This window comes from Pedobacter punctiformis (genome assembly GCF_027213715.1).
Taxonomy (GTDB): domain Bacteria; phylum Bacteroidota; class Bacteroidia; order Sphingobacteriales; family Sphingobacteriaceae; genus Pedobacter; species Pedobacter punctiformis.
In genome coordinates, this window is record NZ_JAPWGM010000004.1 from 346,322 (window position 1) to 367,209 (window position 20,888).

Here is a 20,888-nt window from a genome sequence, read left to right on the forward strand (position 1 = left end):
TTGTGGATAATCTGGAAATTATGGTGGACTATTCGGAAATCAGGCTTTTTGAGTATTGTTTTATGACTTTTCAAGAACAAAATTTCCAGATTATCCCATATTATGCGCCAATCGTATAACCTTCTGGTCACTGGTACAAGTTACATTTGATTGCAATAAAAAATTATACATGCAAGTCGTAAATAATTATTCAGCAACATCTAACAGGGAGATTCAATCCAATCTGGAATTGATTTTAAAAGAGCATAATTGGTTAATTAAACAAATTGACTTTGAACAGCTGGATACCCTGGTTAAGGAAGTTATAAAAGCAAACCACATTTTTTTCTGTGCTGCAGGCAGATCAGGATTTGCCATGCGTGCTGCGGCCATGCGCTTTATGCACCTGGGCTTAAAGGTGTATTTTGTAGGCGAAACCACTACTCCAGCCATTCGGAAAGGCGATTTATTAATTGCAGCTTCCGGCTCAGGCACAACAGGATCAATTGTTAAAGCGGCAGAGAAATCTGCCTCAGTAGGTGCAACAGTAATTGCAATTTCTACACAAACAGAATCACCATTGACCAGATTTTCTACTCATTTGGTCGTATTGCCGGCAGCAGAGAAACAAGATTTTGAAAGCAGCCGTTCCGCTCAATATGCAGGAAGCTTATTTGAACAATTTCTCTTATTAATTTTTGATGCAGTTTTTCAAGGGCTTTGGAAATCCTCCGGACAAGCGGCAGAAGAATTATGGAGAAGACATGCAAACCTGGAATAAAATATAAATTATTAACAAATAAATATCATGGCAAAATTACAAGTAGCAATAGATTTATTAACAACAGAAGAGGCTTTGGCTTTAGCAGCAAAAGTAGCACCTTATGTAGACATTATTGAGCTGGGCACGCCCTTAATTAAAAATATGGGATCGACAGTAATTACGGCAATGAAACAGGCGCATCCTGATAAATTAATCTTTGCAGATTTAAAAACAGCTGATGCAGGAGAATTAGAAGCTGATATCGCTTTTAAAGCAGGTGCAGATTTAGTAACAGTTTTGGGGGCAGCAGGTAATGCAACAATTATTGGTGCTGTTAAAGCGGCAAAAGCACATGGAAAAGGAGTAGTGGTGGATACCATTGGATATCCTGATCGTGTAAAACGTGCTCAGGAAGTAATCGGCTTAGGTGTGGAGTTTGTTGAACTTCATGCAGGTTTAGATGAGCAATGGACTGCAGGTTATTCTATCCAGGTATTGATTGATGAAGCCGCAAGAGCAGGTGTTCCGGTATCTGTTGCAGGCGGTGTTAATTTGGATAATGTAACCAGTGTAATTAGAGCAGGAGCGAAGGTGGCGGTTGCAGGTGCAGCAATTTATGGGGCAGAAGACCCTGCAAAAGCAGCAAAAGCACTTCGTGAAGCAATTGATGCAACTTAATAGGAAGAGTTTTAAACGGGGATAATCTTGAATCGTTTATTATTAGGGAAAGAAGGGGCCGATTATGGCCCCTTTTTGTATTAGGATGTTTTTAAATGAGCGCAAAGCCTTTTTACTGGACGTGGGAATCGAATGACAAAGAGAAAATTCAGTCAATTCTTGACAAAATTATTTCTATCCATAAAATGACTAGCAAGAATTCATAGCACAAAAGCTATTGGTTCAGGGTGTTGAAGAATATTTTTGATTATTTCTAAAGAAAACACAGATTGTTCTGAAAAATAGGACAAAACCAATTTTCAATGAAGGCTGATAAAGTACAACTTCACTTATTGTGATAATATCATACATTAATATATATTATATTTTACATTCCGTATATTAGCAGCTCATCACCCCTAAATTTTTTTTAATAAACTAAAATTTACAATTGATGAAAAAACTTAATGCTCTTTTAAAACTACGCTGGATTATCCTATTGTTCAGTGTCTTCCTGGGTGTTCAATCTTGTAAAAAAAACGAGAAAATTGGCATACCTGATCTGACCACGGAACAATTAAAAAGTTGGTTCGACAAACAATCCGCTCTAAATTCTGTATCAAAAAATGTTTTTACCGGCTACACGCCTAACTGGGAAAATATTCATACCACTTTAGTAGATGGCTACCGGGTAACAGAGGTTAATTTCACAAACCCCAATAAGGTTGTCATGCTTCAGGGACAAACATCCGATACGGAACGCGAAAAAGCGCAAAATAATACCACGATTAAACTTTTGCTCTTTAACCAAGCGGGAAGCAGTAATATAACCGCTGCGTATATGATGCTTCAGGGTAGTTTACCTCAGGATGGTAAAGAAGTACATTATAAGGACTTCGGTTCCTTTACCGGAACGCTTTCTTATTATAATATCACGGGTAAATTTGAAAATGGTTATCTCTTAAATTCCGGTAAAATTACCAGGAGCCTTGAAAAATCAGTCCTCTCACCTATTCAGATACTGGAATTAAGAGAGAAGCAAAAAACCATTGGTGCTAAACCAGGAGATAAATTATCACTGTATAATGTAAATGATAATTGTTCCGTTGAGGTTTATGATCTTTACTACGAAAGTTGTACCAGTATACAGGGAATGCCGGAACTTGGTAATGTATGTTCCTGGGTATATGTCGGTTCCACAACCATAATTAACTGTATTCCAGGCAGTGGAGGCGGAGGTGGTACTTCCCCAGATGGGGGTTATCCAAACATTGGTGGCGGCGGTGCTCAACCGACCATACCCCCAGTGTCGGTAGACACGATAATGCAATCTAAATTTTATAAAAATCCAAAAGCAATGTGTGCATTAAATAAATTAATGCAAAACAACTATTACAGGGCAGCTTTAAACAAATTCATAGGAGAAAATAAGCCAATTGACCTGACGTTCAAGCTAGAAAATATAGAACAGCAGCCCGGTTTTCAAACATTAGGTACTACTATACCAAACCCTGTTACCTGGAATGCCAACAATATTGATTTAACTCTGGCAGAAAATTTGATTGACAATTTGTCGAGTATAGAAGTAGCCCTAACATTATTGCATGAAGGGGTTCATGCAGAGGTATTCAGAAAATTAATTACCATACATGGTCCAAGCCAATTAAACAATGCTAATTTCCCCACTTTATTTAACTTATATACACAATACAGGGCAAATGCGGCTTATGACCATGAATATATTGCTAGATTTTATGTAGAAACAATCGCAAGTGCTTTAAAAGAGTACGATAATAACAAATTTGGCATTGATTACTATCAGGCACTTGCCTGGCATGGACTTAAAGGTACAGACGCATATCAGGCCTTGACCGATATACAAAAAAGTGAAATTGAAACCAAAAAAGCAACACTATTATCAAATAGAAGTAAAACTAACTGTAATGATCAATAAACTGAATATATTATTAATTTTTGTTGTATCAAGCTGCATTGCTCAACAAAAACAAAAGTCTGATTTATATTTATATTTTAAGCCTGATTCTTTGACTTATAAGACAACTCAAAAAGAAAATACGGATATTGTCCGTAAAGGAAAAGTCTTTTCGGCTAAGTATGATTATGACATATATACCTGGCAATATTTCACTGAAGGAAACATTAGACATCGGTATAGATTAATGACAATCAACAAACCTGAATTCAGTTTTAAGGATAGCACCTTTGTCAAAAACAAAGCTATGACATTTGCACAAATAAAATCTAATAAGAGTATTTACTTTGATTCGACAGATTCAAAGAGATTCCCTTTTAGAAAAGTGTTTGTAGTAGAATATATTTCATCAAATAAATATAAGCTGGTTGAGGTTAAAACATATATCGGCTCAGACGATTAATTATATTGATATCCTTGGCGGCCCATAGTGAATATTTGCAGTTCATTAAAACGGAAGATATTAAAATGCTAAACAACATCTAAAATTCAAAAGGGATGCCAGTATGAAAAATTGCATTAAGTGTAATCGTTTTATCTGGTGCCCTTTTAAAAGGATATATTCAAACCACCGATAGCTCTTATTAATTAAAAACAAATCGGAATTTATGAAAATATTTCTCATCCTTTTTATTGGACTGTTTCTTATTTCTAATGCATTCGGTTTTCCAAAACCATTTTTTACCCGAGTAATAACAAAGGTGCCAACAGGAGTCGCAGAGAGCTATCAGTTTATAATTGATTCTATTTTAATTAATTTGATGTTTTGCTTATTGCTTTCACTTATTCTAACAGCTATATGGTTTTATAACAAAAAGTCTTTACAGATTAAACATTAACAATCGCAGGATTTAAAGCCAGCCTAAATATAAAGGAACAGAAGCCAATGGCAATAGGGGATATAACAATACCTCAAATTCAACAAACAAAAAGGGATGTTAAAATGAAAAAAATTGCTTTTGTTGTAATACTTCTAGTAGGTACTCAGTTAAAGGGACGTGCTCAAACAGATAGCACCAGAAAGGAAAAAGAACGATTGTTGTACATCGAAATTTTTAAGGAAATGGCTAAGTTTCCACTTGAAAAAATAGATAACAAGTTGGCAATTTTGTCTATGCCGCAGATCTCTACAGATAAGCTAAATTACTACAAGGTTTTTTTTAATGAAAATGGATTAAAAAGTTTTGATAAAGAAAATGAATGGGAATTTATAAATAATATAGATTCCTTAGGCCTTTCTAGACAGAAACCATTTAATTTTCAATGTATAAAGACAGAACTGGCATTAAACAAAATTCACCTTAAGAAAGGAATGACGCTACAATCAATTTTTACACCTTTTGTTTATTCTAAAGATGGGTTAAAAGCATCCTATATGAGTGATGGCTATTTTAAAACGGGTAAGTTTACAAGCGAGCGAACCGGCCTAACCATTTACTTTTATCAATATTTAGACAACGAATGGAAATTAATATATTCAGAACCATTAACTTTATATTGATAAACCCACAATAAGGAAACTTCTCTTTTGTCGGATTCAAACTTATTGTAAATCAGCGACAATCAAATAAAAAGCGGTATAATCTTTACATTATACCGCTTTGTGGAGCCGAAGGGAGTCGAACCCTTGTCCAGTTGTGAGATAAATTATACCTTCTACATGCTTATTTTTCAATTAATTGTCGGGAAGTAAACCGGCTGAAAACCGACCTTGTTTAAATCCTTAGATACTTTATCTCACCTCACGTCGTACCTCCGTTAAGGCCAGCTTTGTTATTTCGATGCCCCAGATTCTAACCTAACAATGCAGCAGTTAGAGGGACAAAAGCTATTTAGTTCTAAACTAAGCAGCTAAGGCGTAAGTATTTTCGCCAACTAAAATGTGAACGTTCACTTTAAGTGCTCTCCGTACAACGCACTGCATGCTAACATAACCTTCGCCACCCTGTCAAATCCAAGAACGGCCCCGGTTTCGGTCTGCAATTCATAAATAATCAATTTGCAAACTCGTTTACAAATATACAATTATTAAGCCAGTTTGACCGGTCAATAATCAAAAAGTATCGATATTCTGCTCAAAATGAAGTTTAGCGTCTGGATTTAAATAGACTTCCAAACGCCAAACATTTAAATGCCAGTTAGTTTGTCCTGCCTGGATATTGCTGTAAAGCAATCTCTAAACAATCCATGGCCGTATTTAAATCATCTGTATTTAAAACGTAAGCCATTCTAACCTCATTTTTACCAGAACCCGGTGTAGAATAGAAACCTGTTGCAGGTGCCATCATAACCGTTTGATTGTTGTGGTTAAATTCTTCTAAAATCCACTGACAAAACTTATCCGCATCATCAATTGGAAATTTAGCAACCACATAAAAAGCACCACCCGGGTTAGGACAAAAAACGCCATCAATCTTGTTTAATCTTCCAACCAAAGTATCTCTGCGTAAAGTATATTCTGTATTTACTTTTTCAAAATAGCTGTCAGGAGTATCAACAGCGGCACTACCTGCAATTTGCTCTACCATACCCGGACTTAACCTTGCTTGTGCAAATTTTAAGCCCGAAGCAATTACCTCCCTGTTTTTAGTAATCATGCAACCCAAACGGGCACCACAGGCACTGTAACGTTTAGATACCGTATCCATAATCACTACGTTTTCATCTAATCCATCCAAATGCATTGGCGAAATAAATTCACGGCCATCATAGCAAAACTCCCGGTAAGCCTCATCAGAGAATAAGAACAAATCGTATTTTAAGCAAAGCGATTTTAAAGCCTCCAATTCTTCCCTCGAATATAAATAGCCTGTAGGATTATTTGGGTTGCAAATAATAATCGCTTTGGTTTTATCGGTTATTAGCTTTTCAAACTCCGCAATAGGAGGCAGGGCAAAACCATTTTCGATATAGGATAAAATTGGTTTAACCACTACATTACTCATGCAGGCAAAACCATTATAGTTTGCATAAAAAGGCTCAGGGATAATAATTTCATCACCCTCATTTACGCAGGTTTGCATGGCAATGGTAATGGCTTCAGAGCCACCAACCGTTACCAGTATATTTTCAGGCTTAATGTTATAGCCTAATTTATTGTAATATTCGGTTAACTTGATGCGATAGCTTAATGTTCCTTCAGATGGTGTATAAGCCCAAACATTAAAATCAATGTTTTTAATGGCGTTCAACATTCCTTCTGGGGTTTCAATATCCGGCTGACCAATATTTAAGTGGAAAACCTTTTTACCATTTTGTTTAGCTTTATCGGCAAATGGTGTTAACTTTCTGATGGGCGATGCAGGCATCTGCAAGCCTTTTTGTGAAATCTTTGGCATGGCACAAAAATAAAAAAGTCCCGATGAAAATCGGGACTTTTTAAATATAATTGGTTAAAAATTATTTTGAAGCAGCTGCAACAGTTTCTCCTTTGATGTAAAGCACTTTAACAGGTGTTTTTGCATTAGAAGTAATGGTAACAGTTTTTGTAAATGGCATTGGGCTACCTGCAGGATTAAAAGTAACTGAAATGGTTCCACTTTCACCTTTTTTCAAAGGCGTAGTAGTATATTTAGGTACTGTACAACCACAGCTGCCTTCAGCTTTAGTAATAATTAAAGGCTCTTCGCCAGTGTTGGTGTATTTAAAATCAAAAGAAACCGGTTTGTTTAAAACTACTTTACCAAAATCGTGTGTTTCTGATTCAAATTTAAATTCAGCAGGTTTAGTTTGAGCTTGAGAAGCTAAACCGAAACCCATTACAAAAGCGAATAATACTAAGATCTTTTTCATGTTATGTTTTTGAATGTTTTTTAACTTTTTGTTAAAACAAATTTAATTGTTTTCAATATAAAACAAAAACTATTCCAATAATATTTTAATAACCAATATATAATTTTACTGTTTAGTGTAAAGGCAAACTTTTAATTTTGTTTATATTTGCCCGCAACCAATATTAGATCATGATGCAGAATGAAAAACTTATTACCAATTCTATTGATGCTTCTGAATTAAGTTTTAACGATTTTAAATCTATCGTTACAAACGATTATAAAATTGCTTTTGAGAGTAGACAAGCCAGTGTTTTAGGGCGCAGAGAAGTATTAACAGGTAAGGCTAAGTTTGGGATTTTTGGTGACGGTAAAGAAGTGCCTCAAATTGCTATGGCTAAGGCATTTAAAAAAGGCGACTGGCGTTCTGGCTATTACCGCGATCAAACCTTTGCATTCGCAGCAGGCATATCAACCCTAAAAGAATTCTTTGCCCAGTTATATGCAAATCCAGCCACTGATGCCGATCCGTTTTCTGGCGGAAGACAGATGAACTGCCATTTTGCAACCAAATCTATTAATGAAGATGGAAGCTGGAATGATTTAACTCAAATTAAAAACAGTTCTTCCGATATCTCACCTACAGGTGGGCAAATGGCTCGTTTAGTGGGGCTTGCGTATGCTTCTAAACTCTTCAGAAATAATAAAGAACTCGATTACCTGAAACATTTTTCTGTTGGCGGTAACGAAGTTGCCTTTGGTACCATCGGCAATGCATCGACCTCAGAAGGTGTATTTTTCGAGGCCATTAATGCTGCAGGCGTTTTACAGGTTCCTATGGCCATTTCTATTTGGGATGATGCCTATGGTATTTCTGTTCCGGCTAAATATCAAACCACAAAAGAAGATATTTCAGAGGTTTTAAAAGGTTTTCAGCGTGATGCCAATAACCCCGGCTATGAAATTTACAAAGTTAAAGGCTGGGATTATCCCGCTTTATGCGAAGTTTATGAAAAAGCCATAAATGTATGCAGGGAAGAACATGTCCCGGTTTTGATACATGTTACCGAGCTTACCCAACCACAGGGCCACTCTACTTCAGGCTCGCATGAGCGCTATAAATCAAAAGACAGGTTAGGCTGGGAAACCGAGCACGATTGTATTTTGAAAATGAGAGAATGGATGCTCGAATCGGCAATTGTTACCGAAGAGGAAATTGCTGAAATTGAGAAAAATGCAAAAATATTGGTTCGCAATGCACAAAAAGAGGCCTGGAATGAGTTTCTGGAAAGCATTAAACCTGAACAAAAACAAGTTGTAGATTTTATTGGCGGATTGGCTAAGCATCAACCTGAACTGGCCAGAATTGTAGCTCAACTGGCTTCAACAGCTGATGCCCAACGCAGAGAAGTGTTTACTGCTGCCCGCAAAGCCATTCGTTTATCCGCCCAGTTTGATACCCCCGAACGTCGGGCATTTTTAGCATGGTACGAAAGTCAGGATGTTTTAAACTATGATAGATATAATTCAAAATTACATACAAACGGAAAAGACTGCCCGGATAATATTCCCGTTGTAGCTCCTCAATACGATGACTTATCTAAAATGGTGGATGGCAGGGAAGTGTTAAACGCTTGTTTTAACGAAAACTTTGCCCGTGATCAAAGATTAGTTGCCTTTGGGGAAGATTTAGGAAATATTGGTGATGTAAATCAGGGTTTTGCCGGTTTACAGGCTAAATATGGCGAATTAAGAGTCACCGATACCGGGATTCGCGAAATGACCATTATGGGGCAGGGCATAGGTTTGGCCATGCGTGGACTAAAACCCATCGCCGAAATTCAATACCTGGATTACCTGATTTTTGCACTCAATGTGCTAAGTGATGATCTGGCTTCGTTATCCTATCGTACAAAAGGCATTCAGAAAGCACCAATGATTGTACGGACCAGAGGACACCGTTTAGAAGGCATCTGGCATTCAGGTTCGCCCATTTCGATGTTACTGGGCTCATTAAGAGGTTTGCATTTATGTGTGCCCCGCAATATGACTCAGGCTGCAGGGATGTACAATACTTTATTCAGGGCAGATGAACCCGCTGTAGTAATAGAATGTTTAAATGGTTACCGTTTAAAAGAAAAATTACCCAATAACGTTGGTGAATTTACTGTACCATTTGGTTTAGCCGAAGTTTTAGAAGAAGGAACTGACATTACCGTTGTATCTTATGGCTCTACCTTAAGAATTGTACAGGAAGCCGCAGAAGAATTGGCTTTAATGGGCATTTCAGTAGAAATTGTCGATCCACAAACCTTATTGCCATTTGATACCACACATGTGTGTGCTACATCTTTACAAAAAACAAATAAACTTTTAGTGGTTGATGAAGATGTGCCAGGAGGAGGGTCAGCTTATATTTTACAGAAAATATTAGAGGAACAAAAAGGGTATTTTTACCTGGATGCACAACCTAAAACACTAACAGCTAAAGCCCACCGTCCACCATTTGGTTCAGATGGAGATTATTTTAGCAAACCATCCGTGGACGATGTAGTGGAAACCATTTATCAAATGATGCATGAAAGCAGACCCGATAAATACCCGGCTATTTTTAAGTAAAATAATTTATAATGTAAAAGAGCCCTGATTGTTCACAATCAGGGCTCTTTTATGAGCTTGAAATTTATTTTTTATGCTTTTTTTCACCCGAATAAAGCTTTTCCCCAGCCTTTATTGCTAAAGAAAGATCGTTTTCTTCAGGTGGCACCGGACAACGATAACCATCACTATAAGCACAGTAAGGATTATAAGCCTTATTAAAATCGATTTCAATTTTTCCATCCTTTATATCAGTCGAACTTAAATCGATGTATCGGCCACCACCATAGGTTTCTTTATGATTGGTTTCATCCGTAAAAGGCAAAAAAAGTAAGTTTTTATATGCAGGATTTGCAGCCAGTGCAATGCTTTTATACAAAGTCATTTTAACAGGATTGCCGTTGATAATCAGGTTAATGTGCGCATAACGGTAAAATTCTTTACTCGTTCCATCATAAGTAGGCATTTTAAAAACTTTTTCATTTTCCAGTACCTCTACCGCTGCTGTAACCCTGTAACTGCTGTCAGCATCATAAAAATGCAGGTCTTTTAAATCTGCTTCTTTTAAAGGAGAATGACTTTCTTTAACAAAATCCTGCTTGTAATTTTCACGGTGCAAGGCAATTTGATCGTTATGCGATTGCCCAAAAGCAGTAGTACTGATGATCAGAAGAAAAGGAATCAGATATTTCATAATTCAAAATTACACCAAATATGTATAAATTATAAACACCAGTGTCACCCAAAAATGATCTTTTCAATTTTGTATAACCTCATTTCAGGAAAGAAAAACTTAATTCTAATGGTAAACCAGTATTGAGATTGTTTCGTGCCTCGCAAAGACGCCCCATTTCGGTCATCCTACTTCCGTCATTGCGAGGTACGAAGCAATCTCCCTTTTTAGTATTCCTGTTACTGTGGGTAGAATTCTGTTCTTTTACTATTAATTATCTTTGTCAATCTTTAAGCATAAAGCGATAAAAGTTCACAAAGATTTTAGAGCAATTGTGCAATATGCTCCAGGTGTATTAAACAATACTTGCTTTATTTCTTAAAAATTGATCAGCCAGTACCAATGCAGCCATGGCCTCTACAATAACCACAGCTCTGGGTACTACACATGGGTCGTGGCGGCCTTTACCTTTAATTTCTGCAGCTTCGCCAGCCGCATTTATAGTTTGCTGATTGTGCATAATCGTTGCTACAGGTTTAAAAGCAACTTTAAAAGTAATGTCCATTCCGTTTGAAATGCCACCTAAAATGCCACCCGCATGGTTTGTAATGGTTTTAAATACCTTAGCATCAGCAGCTTTGGGCTGAGGAATATCGTTATGTTCCGATCCTCTTAACTCACTTCCCGCAAAGCCCGATCCGTATTCAAAGCCATGTACCGCATTAATGCTCAACATCGCTTTACCTAAATCAGCATGGAGTTTATCAAAAACAGGTTCGCCTAAACCAGCAGGGCAGCCTTTAACTATACAACTAATTTTGCCGCCAACCGTATCGCCATCTTTTCTAACAGAATCTATAAAATCAATCATTTCATGAGCCGTAGCCGGATCGGCACAGCGCACAATATTTTCTTCCCTGATGGTTAGTAATGCTTTTAAATCATTACTTTCCAAATTTGGTGCTTCAATAGTTCCAACAGCGGTTACATGCGCAAAAATTTCAATGCCCTGTTGTTTTAAAAACAATTTGGCAACAGCTCCCGCTGCTACACGTGCTGCGGTTTCGCGTGCTGATGAACGACCACCTCCACGATGGTCTCTGATGCCATATTTTGCATCGTAAACATAATCTGCATGACTTGGCCGGTAAACATCAACATTATGTCCGTAATCTTTAGACCGTTGATCTTCGTTAGGAATTAATAAAGCAATAGGTGTACCCGTACTTTTTCCTTCAAAAACACCGGATAAAATTTGAACCGTATCACTTTCTTTTCTTTGTGTGGTAATTTTAGATTGCCCTGGACGACGTTTATCCAGTTCAGACTGTATGAATTCTAAATCAATATCTAATTGTGCCGGACAGCCGTCAATAATTACCCCGATGGCAACGCCATGAGATTCGCCAAAAGTGGTAATGCGAAATAGTTGTCCGAATGAGTTTCCTGCCATATTTATTTTAGATTGATGATTTTAGAGTTACGATTTTCGTATTGTTTTAACTTTTAGTTCCTGATACTTGATTTTAGCTACCTGATATTTATATCAAATCCTGCCTTTTTCAAATCTTCCCAAAAATAAGGATAAGATTTTTCAACAACCTGCATTTCTTCAATTTCTACCTCATTAATTAATAAAGCCAAAGGTGCAAAAGCCATTGCCATGCGGTGGTCCTCGTAGGTTGCAATGCTAATTTTATCCGGGAAATGAAGATTATCGCAATTTAAGGTATAAACCAGGTTATCCTCATTTAAAGTAACCCCAATTTTAGCCAATTCGTTTTGTAAAGCAGCAATACGATCTGTTTCTTTGATTTTTAAAGTTTCTAAACCTGTAAAAGCCATGTTTTTACCTAAAGCCGCTGCAATAACAACAATGGTTTGAGCTAAATCAGGACAGGTTTTTAAATCTAATATCTCAACAGTATCCAATGAAATCCCTAAATTACTAATGGAAATTCCAGTTTGGCTTTTACTCGTTGCAATGCCAAAAATCTTCATAATCTTTTGAATCTGACTATCTCCCTGCAAACTTTTTTCTTTCAAAGCAGGTAAACTTATTTCAGCTTCTTCAGCTAAAGCCGCAATGCTGTACCAATAAGAGGCTGCACTCCAGTCGGGTTCTACAATTAAAGTTCCGGCTTTAAAAGCCTGTGGCTCAATTGTAATGGAGTTTCCGGTCCAGGAATGTTCAATTCCAACAGATTTAAGCATATCTAAAGTCATATCTACATATGGTTTAGACGTTAACTCACCCTCAATTTCTAAAGTTAAACCCTGAGAAAGGATAGGGGCAATCATTAATAAAGCAGAAATATATTGGCTGCTTACATCGCCTTTTATTTTAACTTTTGAAGCCGTTTGTTGTAACGGACCGCTAATATTTAAAGGCGGAAAACCTTCATTTTCTGCGTAGGAAATATCGGCTCCGATTTTTTTTAAGGCTTCGGTCAAAATACCAATCGGGCGTTGTTTCATACGCTCAGTTCCGGTTAAAAGGAAATTTCCGTTCTTTGCAGAAAGATAAGCAGATAAAAAACGCATAGCCGTACCCGCAGGGCCAACATCTATTAGTCTTGAGTCTTGAGATTTGAGTTCGGACTCTTCTTTCAAAGAAGTTAAAATACCATCAAGTGTAACGGTATCGGCTGCATTCGATAGATTTTCTACTTTAACCAGTCCTTTGCTTAGTGCGCTAATAATCAGCGCCCGGTTACATTCACTTTTTGAGCCTGTTAAAAGGATTTCCGTATCAATATTCTTATTTCCTTTAAAAGAAACTAAGGCATTTTTAGACATTTTTATTCTGTTTTTTTCTTAAATGGGTGGTGATTTCTATTTTTTATTGGGTTTGTCATGTTGAATAATCACAACGCCACTTTAATTTAATAAATCGTCATTGCATGATACGAGTTGTATAAACAACTATTGTTGTAAGATTGCTTCGTACCTTGCAATGACGTTATGCAAAGCGATATATGAATGATTAAACGTTTTGGTTTTACCCTCCACCTTTAACCTTTAAACCCTTTACCTTTTTACGCTTTAACTTCAGCATGTTGTTCAGCAGCAATTCCTTTTTCAGCTTTGCCGGCATTCATAATTTCTGTTTGCTTACGAATAGATTCTCCGTGTACCAGCTCCAGAAATTTCTCTGTAAAGTTTAAATCCAGTTTTAAGGCTTTAGCAAAAGCGTGTCCTTTTTTAATAATGGCATCCCAACGGTTAACCTGTAAAATAGTTACCTGATTATCACGTTTAAACTCACCAATTTTTTCAACGATAGCCATACGTTCACCTAATTTTTGCAATAAAATATCGTCAATTTTATCAATCCCTTTACGTAAATCAGCTAACTTATCTGCAAAAGCCTCATTTGGTGCTTCAGGTTCACGTACCGTTAAACGATCAACCAATTCTGCCAAAGCCGCTGGTGTTACCTGCTGTTTAGCATCGGTCCATGCCACTGAAGGATCAACATGCGATTCGATCATTAAACCTTGCATATCTAAATCCAAAGCTTTTTGAGAAATGTAAGGAATTAACTCGCGGTTACCACAAATGTGACTTGGATCGTTAATGATTGGCAAATCAGGGCAAAGTGTTTTTAACTGAATGGCAAGTTCCCACATTGGCTCATTACGGAAAGAACTTTTCTCGAAAGAAGAGAAACCGCGGTGAATGGCGCCAATTTTAGTAATACCTGCACCATTAATACGCTCAATTGCACCTATCCACAATTGCAAATCAGGGTTAACCGGGTTTTTAATTAACACAGGTATATCATGACCTTTTAAAGCATCGGCAATTTCCTGAACCGTGAATGGATTTACTGTAGAACGTGCTCCAATCCATAAAATATCTACTCCGGCTGCTAAAGCCTCTTCAACGTGTTTTGCATTTGCAACTTCAACTGCAGTTGGTAAACCAGTTTCTGCTTTTGCACGTTTTAACCACTCTAAACCAATGCTTCCGATACCTTCAAATTCTCCCGGACGGGTACGCGGTTTCCAGATACCTGCTCTTAGTACAGATACTTTTCCGGTTGCAGCTAATAAATGAGCTGTCGTTAATAATTGCTCTTCAGTTTCTGCGCTGCATGGCCCTGAGATCAATAATGGTTCGTTGTTGGTGTTTAACCAAGTGTTTAGTGGCTGAATGTTTAAATTAAGTTTCATGTTTTATGGATTGTAATATTTTATAATTCTGTTTATTGTTTAATCGGTTAACTGTTTTATGTGGTTTATTGATGCTTGTACAGTTAACCAATTTGTACAATTTCAATGTTTAATCTATTTTATACTTTATCGTTTTTTTGATACTCTCCGAGGATATTGAAGTTCGACGTATATTTTAAAGCCTTTCTAACTGCTTTATCATATTTTTCTGTGCTAGGCCATTCCAAATCAACATAAAAATAATATTCGTTTCTTTTTCCAAGTACCGGCATAGATTGTATTTTGGTTAAGCTTACCTCTTGTTCTGCGAAGATGTTTAACACTGTTGCCAACGAACCCGCTTTATGTCCTACCTGGAAACAGATTGAAGCTTTATTAATTTTCTTGCCTTCATCTGTTTTATCTTTTTTAAGAATCAGAAAACGAGTATAGTTTTTCTTGTTTGATTCTACTCGACGTTCTAAAATGTTTAAACCATATAGCTCTGCCGCAAGGCTATTTGCAATGGCCATTGTATCTGTCAACTGCTCTTCCTGAATGCGTTTTGCACAAGCCGCAGTATCATTACTTTCTACAATTTTAATGTTTGGGTAATCATAAAAGAAATCAATACACTGGCGAATGGCGATAGGGTGAGAGGTAACCACCTTAATGTCTTCAAATTTTACACCTGGTAAAGCCATCAGGTGCAATTGAATTGGAAGGTAAACTTCGCCAACAACCGAAAAACCATAATCGCGAATCAAGGTGTAATTTGGTAGTAAACTGCCTGCAATTGAATTTTCAATGGCCATTACCACAAAGTCTGCATCGTTTTTTTCAAGCTTATCACAGGTTTCTTTAAAAGAATTACATTCTATGGTTTCAATATCCTTACCAAAGAACTTGTAAGCGGCTTCTTCATGAAAAGATGCTTTAATGCCTTGAATCGCTATTCGTTTTGTCGTTTCCATTTTTGCTTAAAACAAAAAAGTCCCGGCTGTTTGCCGGGACTTTCTTATACAATTTAATATTTGTTATATATCTTTTTGCATATTAGCCCCGGCTCTCACTAAAATAGTAAAAGTAACCAAAGCTATAATATGTGTTTTTATTTTGCATTTTTTTCTTGTTGAGCCAAATGTACAAACAAAATTTAATTTGTCAATAGCAAAGTGAAATTTTTTTAAACAAAATTTAATTTTCTTTTGGATAGCCTGTTTCTAAAATGAAGTTAAGGTGAGGCTATTTTTAATGCAAAACAAAATTTTAATTGGTTTTGTGCTTAATGAATAAGACTTCGCTGATGTTAATTAACCTGCAGAGCTTAGTTCCCGTTGATGTTCGTTCATGTCCTTAACCTTTTCTTTTGCTTCAGCTTCCCTCAGTTCCTGTTGCATAATTTTAGCAATTTTGGTGCTGCCATCATGACTCCAGCCCGGGGGGTTAATAACGTATTTTATTTTATCGATAAAAGTCGGTGCTTTTTTAACATCATCTTTTAAGGCAATAAACTCATGGAAAATAATATTTACAGGTCCTGTATCTTTAGGCTGAGTAGTTAATCCGTATTTAATGGCATCTTCCGGTAACTCCTCCTGAAAAGTACCAAACCACCTGTCCCATAAAATTAAAACCATACCCATGTTTTTATCCAGATAACGAACATTGCTGGCGTGGTGTACCCGATGGTGTGATGGCGTTACAAAAATATACTCAAACCATGGATGTAATTTGCCAACCGTTTGCGTATGTACCAGGTTGCCATAAATTTGAGTAACCAGATAAGCAAAAAGAATATCCATTGCACTAAAACCCATAAAAGCTAAAGGCAGGTAAAAGAATACGCGGTATAACGGTTCAAAAACAGTAGAACGGAAACCTGTTGTCAGGTTAAAATGTTCTGATGAATGGTGCGTAACGTGCATGGCCCAAAAAAAGCGTACGTAGTGGCCAACCGTGTGCAAAAACCAGTATAAAAAATCCTGGGCAAGAATTAAAACAATCCAGTAGGCCCAAACATTCGAAATTTGAAATAACCTGAACTGATAGCAATAATCAAGCAAAAAGAAAGTCGCCGTTTTCATGCCTAAATTAATCACCACAGCAGCGGTCATTAAGTAAATATTAGTCCAGGTATCTCTTTTAGTGTATAATTTTTTATCGTGTTGATAACTAAAATACATTTCCACGATGGTAAGTACAATTACGAAACCGAATAGTGCACCAACAGAAATATCTCCACTTGAAAAACTCGCAGTCATTTTATAAGCTGTTGTAGTAATCTAAACTGCCTAAAATATCGGCGGTACTTACACGGCAGTTGAAAGTGCATTTACCAATGTTTTCTAATAAGGAGAACAAAATATTGCCATCCTCATTTTTCTTATCGCTTTGCATTAACTCCAGTAAAGCATCAAAACTTTCTTCTTTGATATTGTATTTAGGGTATAATGAAATTATATATTGACTAATGTCTGCCAGTTCAGCATCGCTAAGGTTGCTGTTTTTAACAGATAAATAAGCTTCAGTTACAAAACCAATGGCAATTGCTTCGCCATGGGTTAATGGACTTTCATCATTTGCCAGCGAATAACTTTCTACAGCATGACCAATGGTATGGCCATAGTTTAAAATTTTACGCAGGTTTTTTTCATGTGGATCAATGGTAACCACTTCGTTTTTAATTTCTACAGAACGGTAAATATCTTCTGCTGAAGGCGTTAAATGATTGCTTTTTTGTAATTTTTCGTAATAAGCTTTGTCAGCAATCAAGCCATGTTTAATCATTTCAGCAAAACCCGAAAGCAGCTGCCTGTCTGATAATGTTTTTAAAAATGCAGTTTCAATGTAAACAGATTGAGGCAGGGTAAAAGTACCCACCATGTTTTTTACGCTGTCTATATCAATTCCGGTTTTACCACCAACAGAAGCATCAACTTGCGAAAGCAGGGTAGTAGGAACATTAATAAAATCGATGCCCCGTTTATAAGTTGAAGCGATAAAGCCACCCATATCCGTTATCACGCCACCACCAAGGTTAATCATTAAACTTTTACGGTCTGCCTCAAAATCCAGTAAGGTTTTCCAGATCCCGATGCAAAAATCGATATTTTTATTTTCTTCCCCGGCGGAAGTTTCAATCAGATCAAAACTGTTGTAATCATCCAGTAAAGCCTGAAAAACAGGTAAACACTGTTCACTGGTATGTTCATCGGCAAGTACAAAAACTTTGCTGTACTTATTTTCGTCCAGTAAAGTTTTTAAAGTAGCTAAACCACTTTCAAAATATAGACTATGTCCTGCGCTGGTTAGTGGTTCCATTAAATTATTTCAATTTTATGTTCGGCAAATTCAACTATATCTCCTTTTTTTACTTTTAAACGCTTGCGATAATCTACAACACCATTGTATTTAACCAGGCCGTCTATCACAACCATTTGCGCATCGCCACCACTGCTTACCAAACCGGTAGCTTTTAAGAGCTGAATTAAGGGAATAAATTCGCCTTCTAATTTAAATTGTATCATTTTGTGCAAAAATACAATTATTTACAGGTTTTTGGTTTTAACAAGCCAATGCTTTTTATAATTTTGCATCCGTTTGACTAAAAGAACCCTAAAATGGAGATATCCCCCAATAAACAACCAAATTTTGATAATACTGAAGTCGCTTTCAGACAAAAGTCTAACGGAGCGCTTAAAAAAGCATATTGGTTATTTAAACTGATCAGCAGTAATTTCTTAACAAAAATAGGCCCGCCGATTACAAATTTTTTCCTCAATATTGGTTTGCCGATTCAAGGGGCTATTAAATCGACCATTTTCCAGCAATTTTGCGGTGGCGAAACCATTGCCGAATGTGATAAAGCCATTGAGCAGTTGAATAAAGGTGGTGTAGGCACTATTTTAGATTATTCGGTAGAAGGCGAAGAAGAAGAGCAAGTTTTTGATGAAACTTGTGAAGAGATTATCCGCACCATTTTAAGAGCAGATGGCGATAAAAGAATCCCGATTACCGTATTTAAAGTGACGGGAATTGGCCGTTTTGCTTTATTACAAAAATTAGATGCCAAAGAAACCTTAACGATAGAAGAAACAGCAGAATTTGAAAAGGTAAAAATACGTTGCGAAAGAATTTGCCGTACGGCTTACGAGCGTAAAGTGCCAATTATGGTTGATGCAGAAGAAACCTGGATTCAGGATACAATTGATGAACTGGCTTTGGATATGATGCGCAAATTTAACCGTGAAGGCATTATTGTTTACAATACTTACCAAATGTACCGCCACGATAAACTGACAGATATGAAGGCTGACCATTTAATAGCTAAAGCTGCAGGTTTTATTTTAGGAGTAAAAATGGTTCGTGGTGCTTATATGGAAAAAGAAAGAAAGAGAGCTGCAGAAATGGGCTATCCTTCACCCATTCAACCTGATAAAGCAGCCTCAGATCGTGATTACAATGAATCATTAAGGTATTGTGTAGACCATATCGAAGATATTGCAATTGTTGCAGGTACACACAATGAGGAAAGCAGCCGCTTATTAACCTATTTACTGGAAGAAAAACAAGTTGCTCACAACCATCCTCATATTTATTTTGCTCAACTTTTAGGAATGAGCGATAATTTGAGCTTTAATTTGGCAGATTCGAACTACAATGTTGCTAAATACGTGCCTTATGGGCCAATTAAAGCCGTAATGCCTTATTTGTTTAGAAGGGCACAGGAAAATACATCTGTTGCCGGACAAACCGGAAGAGAGCTGGGGTTGATTGAAAGAGAGCTGAAAAGAAGAAAAATATAAAACTATTTATCTTAATAAACAGGAAAGGAATTACCATTTGGTAGTTCCTTTTTTGTTAGGTACTAATCCCAATGGCTTTGAATTTGGTTTATAAAATTCTTGTTATAATAGAGATAGCTATATATAAATTAATAAATTGGAGCTATAGATTAAAACCGGAACCAACAACTATTATTTAAATAGACGAGTAACAGACTTGATTTTATTAAAAAAAAGCTCAATAAAAATTAACTAACCAATAATTTTTATCCGGCTGACAGTTCTTTTTTAATATGATCGGTAATTAAATTGGAAATCATTGATTTTTAACTTAATTATTATATAAATGTTATTATTTATTTTATTTCAGTAGAACCAACTAAACTAAAAAGAATGAATGTAATTATTGCCTCAGCTAACACATCATTTAATGCTAATCCTCCCTCAAGTATTTTAAAAATTAAAATTTTACAATATAACCTGCATAGGCTTTTGTTTCGGAAAATGAACAATTAAATTTTGTTAAACGCTAGTGTTTAATGCATTAGTAACAAAATAATTTCGAGTGTAATTGTGATTTTTTTTAACAAAATCTATTGCCATGAAAGCTATAAACTTTGTATTACAGTCAGCATCAGACAATTCAATAATTGTTCAGGAAGATTTATTGCCTAAATTTTATAATTATTTACATTACCACAAAGAATATCAAATCACCCTCATTATAAAAGGTGAGGGAAATGTTATTGTCGGAAATTATAATCAATCATTTAAAGCAGGCGACATTTATTTTATCGGCCCTAATCAACCCCATATTTTTAATTCAGTTAATGCAGAATCGGATGGCATCCATGCCGTTCACCTGTTCTTTGACCTTGACAAACTAACAAACCTTTTAAATCTTCCGGAAATGGAAGGCGTAAAAAAAATAATTGAAAGTAGTTTGAAAGGATTGCAAGTGCCTGCAAAACAGCGTTTTTTAATTTCTGAGTATATCTTAAATATTAAAAAAAGTGATGGGTTAGACCGGTTGATTAACCTGATCAAAATATTTCAGTATTGCGAAAAAAATATTAAAGATTTTAAATCTCTATCAACGGGGTTTGTGAAGCATAATATACCTGAAACAGAAAATTTCAGACTAAATGAGGTGCATCAATATACTTTAGAACATTATTGTGAAGATATTTCTTTAGAAAAGGTAGCCTCAATTGCTTGTATAACTTTGCATGCATTTTGTAAATTCTATAAAAAACATACCCGAAAGACTTATTATACTTTTTTAAACGAAGTTCGGATTAACGAAGCCTGTAAAAAGATTATAAATTCTGATTTTGAGCACTTATCAGATATTGCCTACGCAACCGGTTTTAATAGTATAATTACATTTAACAGGGTGTTTAAGAAAATCACCGCGATGTCTCCCAGAGATTATTTGAGATTATACAGATTTAAACAATCACCTTACCATTTACCAAAAGTAGGTTAGTGTAATTTAAAGCATAAAATCT

Annotated in this window: 18 protein-coding genes and 1 other RNA gene; 8 read left to right on the plus strand and 11 right to left on the minus strand. The window is 36.2% G+C overall.

What is annotated here, in order from left to right; genetic code table 11:
• Positions 1 to 169 precede the first annotated feature (169 nt).
• The 5 genes from hxlB to O0955_RS13770 all read left to right on the plus strand — a co-directional run bounded on the left by hxlB (position 170) and on the right by O0955_RS13770 (position 4,893).
• Positions 170 to 760, plus strand: a complete 591-nt coding sequence (gene hxlB, locus O0955_RS13750; RefSeq protein ID WP_269428126.1) for a 6-phospho-3-hexuloisomerase — start codon at positions 170 to 172, stop codon at positions 758 to 760.
• A gap of 27 nt (positions 761 to 787) precedes the next feature.
• On the plus strand, positions 788 to 1,420 hold the full coding sequence (gene hxlA / locus O0955_RS13755; protein WP_269428127.1) for a 3-hexulose-6-phosphate synthase: 633 nt from the start codon (positions 788 to 790) through the stop codon (positions 1,418 to 1,420).
• Positions 1,421 to 1,853: 433 nt separating this feature from the next.
• Positions 1,854 to 3,353, plus strand: a complete 1,500-nt coding sequence (locus O0955_RS13760; protein ID WP_269428128.1) for a hypothetical protein — start codon at positions 1,854 to 1,856, stop codon at positions 3,351 to 3,353.
• Positions 3,343 to 3,795 carry a hypothetical protein gene (locus O0955_RS13765; RefSeq protein ID WP_269428129.1) on the plus strand — a complete coding sequence of 151 codons (453 nt, stop codon included), beginning with the start codon at positions 3,343 to 3,345 and terminating at the stop codon, positions 3,793 to 3,795. The genes O0955_RS13760 and O0955_RS13765 overlap by 11 nt, the downstream gene beginning before the upstream one ends.
• A gap of 540 nt (positions 3,796 to 4,335) precedes the next feature.
• On the plus strand, positions 4,336 to 4,893 hold the full coding sequence (locus O0955_RS13770) for a hypothetical protein (RefSeq protein ID WP_269428130.1): 558 nt from the start codon (positions 4,336 to 4,338) through the stop codon (positions 4,891 to 4,893).
• 100 nt (positions 4,894 to 4,993) lie between these two features.
• Here O0955_RS13770 and ssrA read toward each other — a convergent pair.
• The 3 genes from ssrA to O0955_RS13785 all read right to left on the minus strand — a co-directional run bounded on the left by ssrA (position 4,994) and on the right by O0955_RS13785 (position 7,184).
• Positions 4,994 to 5,360: a transfer-messenger RNA gene (gene ssrA, locus O0955_RS13775) on the minus strand.
• Positions 5,361 to 5,530: 170 nt separating this feature from the next.
• Positions 5,531 to 6,730, minus strand: coding sequence for a pyridoxal phosphate-dependent aminotransferase (locus O0955_RS13780; RefSeq protein WP_269428131.1), 1,200 nt, complete (start codon positions 6,728 to 6,730; stop codon positions 5,531 to 5,533).
• A 61-nt stretch (positions 6,731 to 6,791) separates the two neighbouring features.
• Positions 6,792 to 7,184 (minus strand): DUF1573 domain-containing protein, encoded by a 393-nt coding sequence (locus O0955_RS13785; protein ID WP_269428132.1) that lies wholly within the window; start codon positions 7,182 to 7,184, stop codon positions 6,792 to 6,794.
• Positions 7,185 to 7,354: 170 nt separating this feature from the next.
• Here O0955_RS13785 and O0955_RS13790 point away from each other — a divergent pair, with 170 nt between their 5' ends.
• Complete coding sequence (locus tag O0955_RS13790; RefSeq protein WP_269428133.1) at positions 7,355 to 9,781, plus strand: alpha-ketoacid dehydrogenase subunit alpha/beta; 2,427 nt, start codon at positions 7,355 to 7,357, stop codon at positions 9,779 to 9,781.
• Between the two features lie 64 nt (positions 9,782 to 9,845).
• Here the strand turns inward: O0955_RS13790 and O0955_RS13795 are convergent, their stop codons facing one another.
• The 8 genes from O0955_RS13795 to O0955_RS13830 form a co-directional block, all read right to left on the minus strand.
• Complete coding sequence (locus tag O0955_RS13795; RefSeq protein ID WP_269428134.1) at positions 9,846 to 10,454, minus strand: DUF1684 domain-containing protein; 609 nt, start codon at positions 10,452 to 10,454, stop codon at positions 9,846 to 9,848.
• A gap of 334 nt (positions 10,455 to 10,788) precedes the next feature.
• A complete protein-coding gene (gene aroC / locus O0955_RS13800; protein ID WP_269428135.1) occupies positions 10,789 to 11,886 on the minus strand; it encodes a chorismate synthase in 1,098 nt (365 codons plus the stop codon).
• Positions 11,887 to 11,963: 77 nt separating this feature from the next.
• Positions 11,964 to 13,232, minus strand: coding sequence for a 3-phosphoshikimate 1-carboxyvinyltransferase (gene aroA / locus O0955_RS13805; protein WP_269428136.1), 1,269 nt, complete (start codon positions 13,230 to 13,232; stop codon positions 11,964 to 11,966).
• A 239-nt stretch (positions 13,233 to 13,471) separates the two neighbouring features.
• Positions 13,472 to 14,611, minus strand: coding sequence for a chorismate mutase (locus tag O0955_RS13810; RefSeq protein WP_269428137.1), 1,140 nt, complete (start codon positions 14,609 to 14,611; stop codon positions 13,472 to 13,474).
• A gap of 119 nt (positions 14,612 to 14,730) precedes the next feature.
• Positions 14,731 to 15,564 carry a prephenate dehydratase gene (locus tag O0955_RS13815; RefSeq protein ID WP_269428138.1) on the minus strand — a complete coding sequence of 278 codons (834 nt, stop codon included), beginning with the start codon at positions 15,562 to 15,564 and terminating at the stop codon, positions 14,731 to 14,733.
• A gap of 339 nt (positions 15,565 to 15,903) precedes the next feature.
• Entirely contained in the window at positions 15,904 to 16,854 is a 951-nt protein-coding gene (locus O0955_RS13820; RefSeq protein WP_269428139.1) for a sterol desaturase family protein, read from the minus strand.
• A 1-nt stretch (position 16,855) separates the two neighbouring features.
• Positions 16,856 to 17,914, minus strand: a complete 1,059-nt coding sequence (gene aroB / locus O0955_RS13825; RefSeq protein WP_269428140.1) for a 3-dehydroquinate synthase — start codon at positions 17,912 to 17,914, stop codon at positions 16,856 to 16,858.
• Positions 17,914 to 18,120 carry an RNA-binding S4 domain-containing protein gene (locus O0955_RS13830; protein WP_269428141.1) on the minus strand — a complete coding sequence of 69 codons (207 nt, stop codon included), beginning with the start codon at positions 18,118 to 18,120 and terminating at the stop codon, positions 17,914 to 17,916. Before O0955_RS13830 ends, aroB begins: the two co-directional genes overlap by 1 nt.
• 93 nt (positions 18,121 to 18,213) lie before the next feature.
• Here O0955_RS13830 and O0955_RS13835 point away from each other — a divergent pair, with 93 nt between their 5' ends.
• Positions 18,214 to 19,398 carry a proline dehydrogenase family protein gene (locus O0955_RS13835; protein ID WP_269428142.1) on the plus strand — a complete coding sequence of 395 codons (1,185 nt, stop codon included), beginning with the start codon at positions 18,214 to 18,216 and terminating at the stop codon, positions 19,396 to 19,398.
• A 580-nt stretch (positions 19,399 to 19,978) separates the two neighbouring features.
• Positions 19,979 to 20,866 (plus strand): AraC family transcriptional regulator, encoded by an 888-nt coding sequence (locus O0955_RS13840; RefSeq protein ID WP_269428143.1) that lies wholly within the window; start codon positions 19,979 to 19,981, stop codon positions 20,864 to 20,866.
• Positions 20,867 to 20,888: the final 22 nt, after the last annotated feature.

Coding starts and splice junctions, on each gene's coding strand:
- hxlB (WP_269428126.1), top strand. CDS start 170: ATGCAAGTCGTAAATAATTATTCAGCAACATCTAACAGGGAGATTCAA.
- hxlA (WP_269428127.1), top strand. CDS start 788: ATGGCAAAATTACAAGTAGCAATAGATTTATTAACAACAGAAGAGGCT.
- O0955_RS13760 (WP_269428128.1), top strand. CDS start 1,854: ATGAAAAAACTTAATGCTCTTTTAAAACTACGCTGGATTATCCTATTG.
- O0955_RS13765 (WP_269428129.1), top strand. CDS start 3,343: ATGATCAATAAACTGAATATATTATTAATTTTTGTTGTATCAAGCTGC.
- O0955_RS13770 (WP_269428130.1), top strand. CDS start 4,336: ATGAAAAAAATTGCTTTTGTTGTAATACTTCTAGTAGGTACTCAGTTA.
- O0955_RS13780 (WP_269428131.1), bottom strand. CDS start 6,730: ATGCCAAAGATTTCACAAAAAGGCTTGCAGATGCCTGCATCGCCCATC.
- O0955_RS13785 (WP_269428132.1), bottom strand. CDS start 7,184: ATGAAAAAGATCTTAGTATTATTCGCTTTTGTAATGGGTTTCGGTTTA.
- O0955_RS13790 (WP_269428133.1), top strand. CDS start 7,355: ATGATGCAGAATGAAAAACTTATTACCAATTCTATTGATGCTTCTGAA.
- O0955_RS13795 (WP_269428134.1), bottom strand. CDS start 10,454: ATGAAATATCTGATTCCTTTTCTTCTGATCATCAGTACTACTGCTTTT.
- aroC (WP_269428135.1), bottom strand. CDS start 11,886: ATGGCAGGAAACTCATTCGGACAACTATTTCGCATTACCACTTTTGGC.
- aroA (WP_269428136.1), bottom strand. CDS start 13,232: ATGTCTAAAAATGCCTTAGTTTCTTTTAAAGGAAATAAGAATATTGAT.
- O0955_RS13810 (WP_269428137.1), bottom strand. CDS start 14,611: ATGAAACTTAATTTAAACATTCAGCCACTAAACACTTGGTTAAACACC.
- O0955_RS13815 (WP_269428138.1), bottom strand. CDS start 15,564: ATGGAAACGACAAAACGAATAGCGATTCAAGGCATTAAAGCATCTTTT.
- O0955_RS13820 (WP_269428139.1), bottom strand. CDS start 16,854: ATGACTGCGAGTTTTTCAAGTGGAGATATTTCTGTTGGTGCACTATTC.
- aroB (WP_269428140.1), bottom strand. CDS start 17,914: ATGGAACCACTAACCAGCGCAGGACATAGTCTATATTTTGAAAGTGGT.
- O0955_RS13830 (WP_269428141.1), bottom strand. CDS start 18,120: ATGATACAATTTAAATTAGAAGGCGAATTTATTCCCTTAATTCAGCTC.
- O0955_RS13835 (WP_269428142.1), top strand. CDS start 18,214: ATGGAGATATCCCCCAATAAACAACCAAATTTTGATAATACTGAAGTC.
- O0955_RS13840 (WP_269428143.1), top strand. CDS start 19,979: ATGAAAGCTATAAACTTTGTATTACAGTCAGCATCAGACAATTCAATA.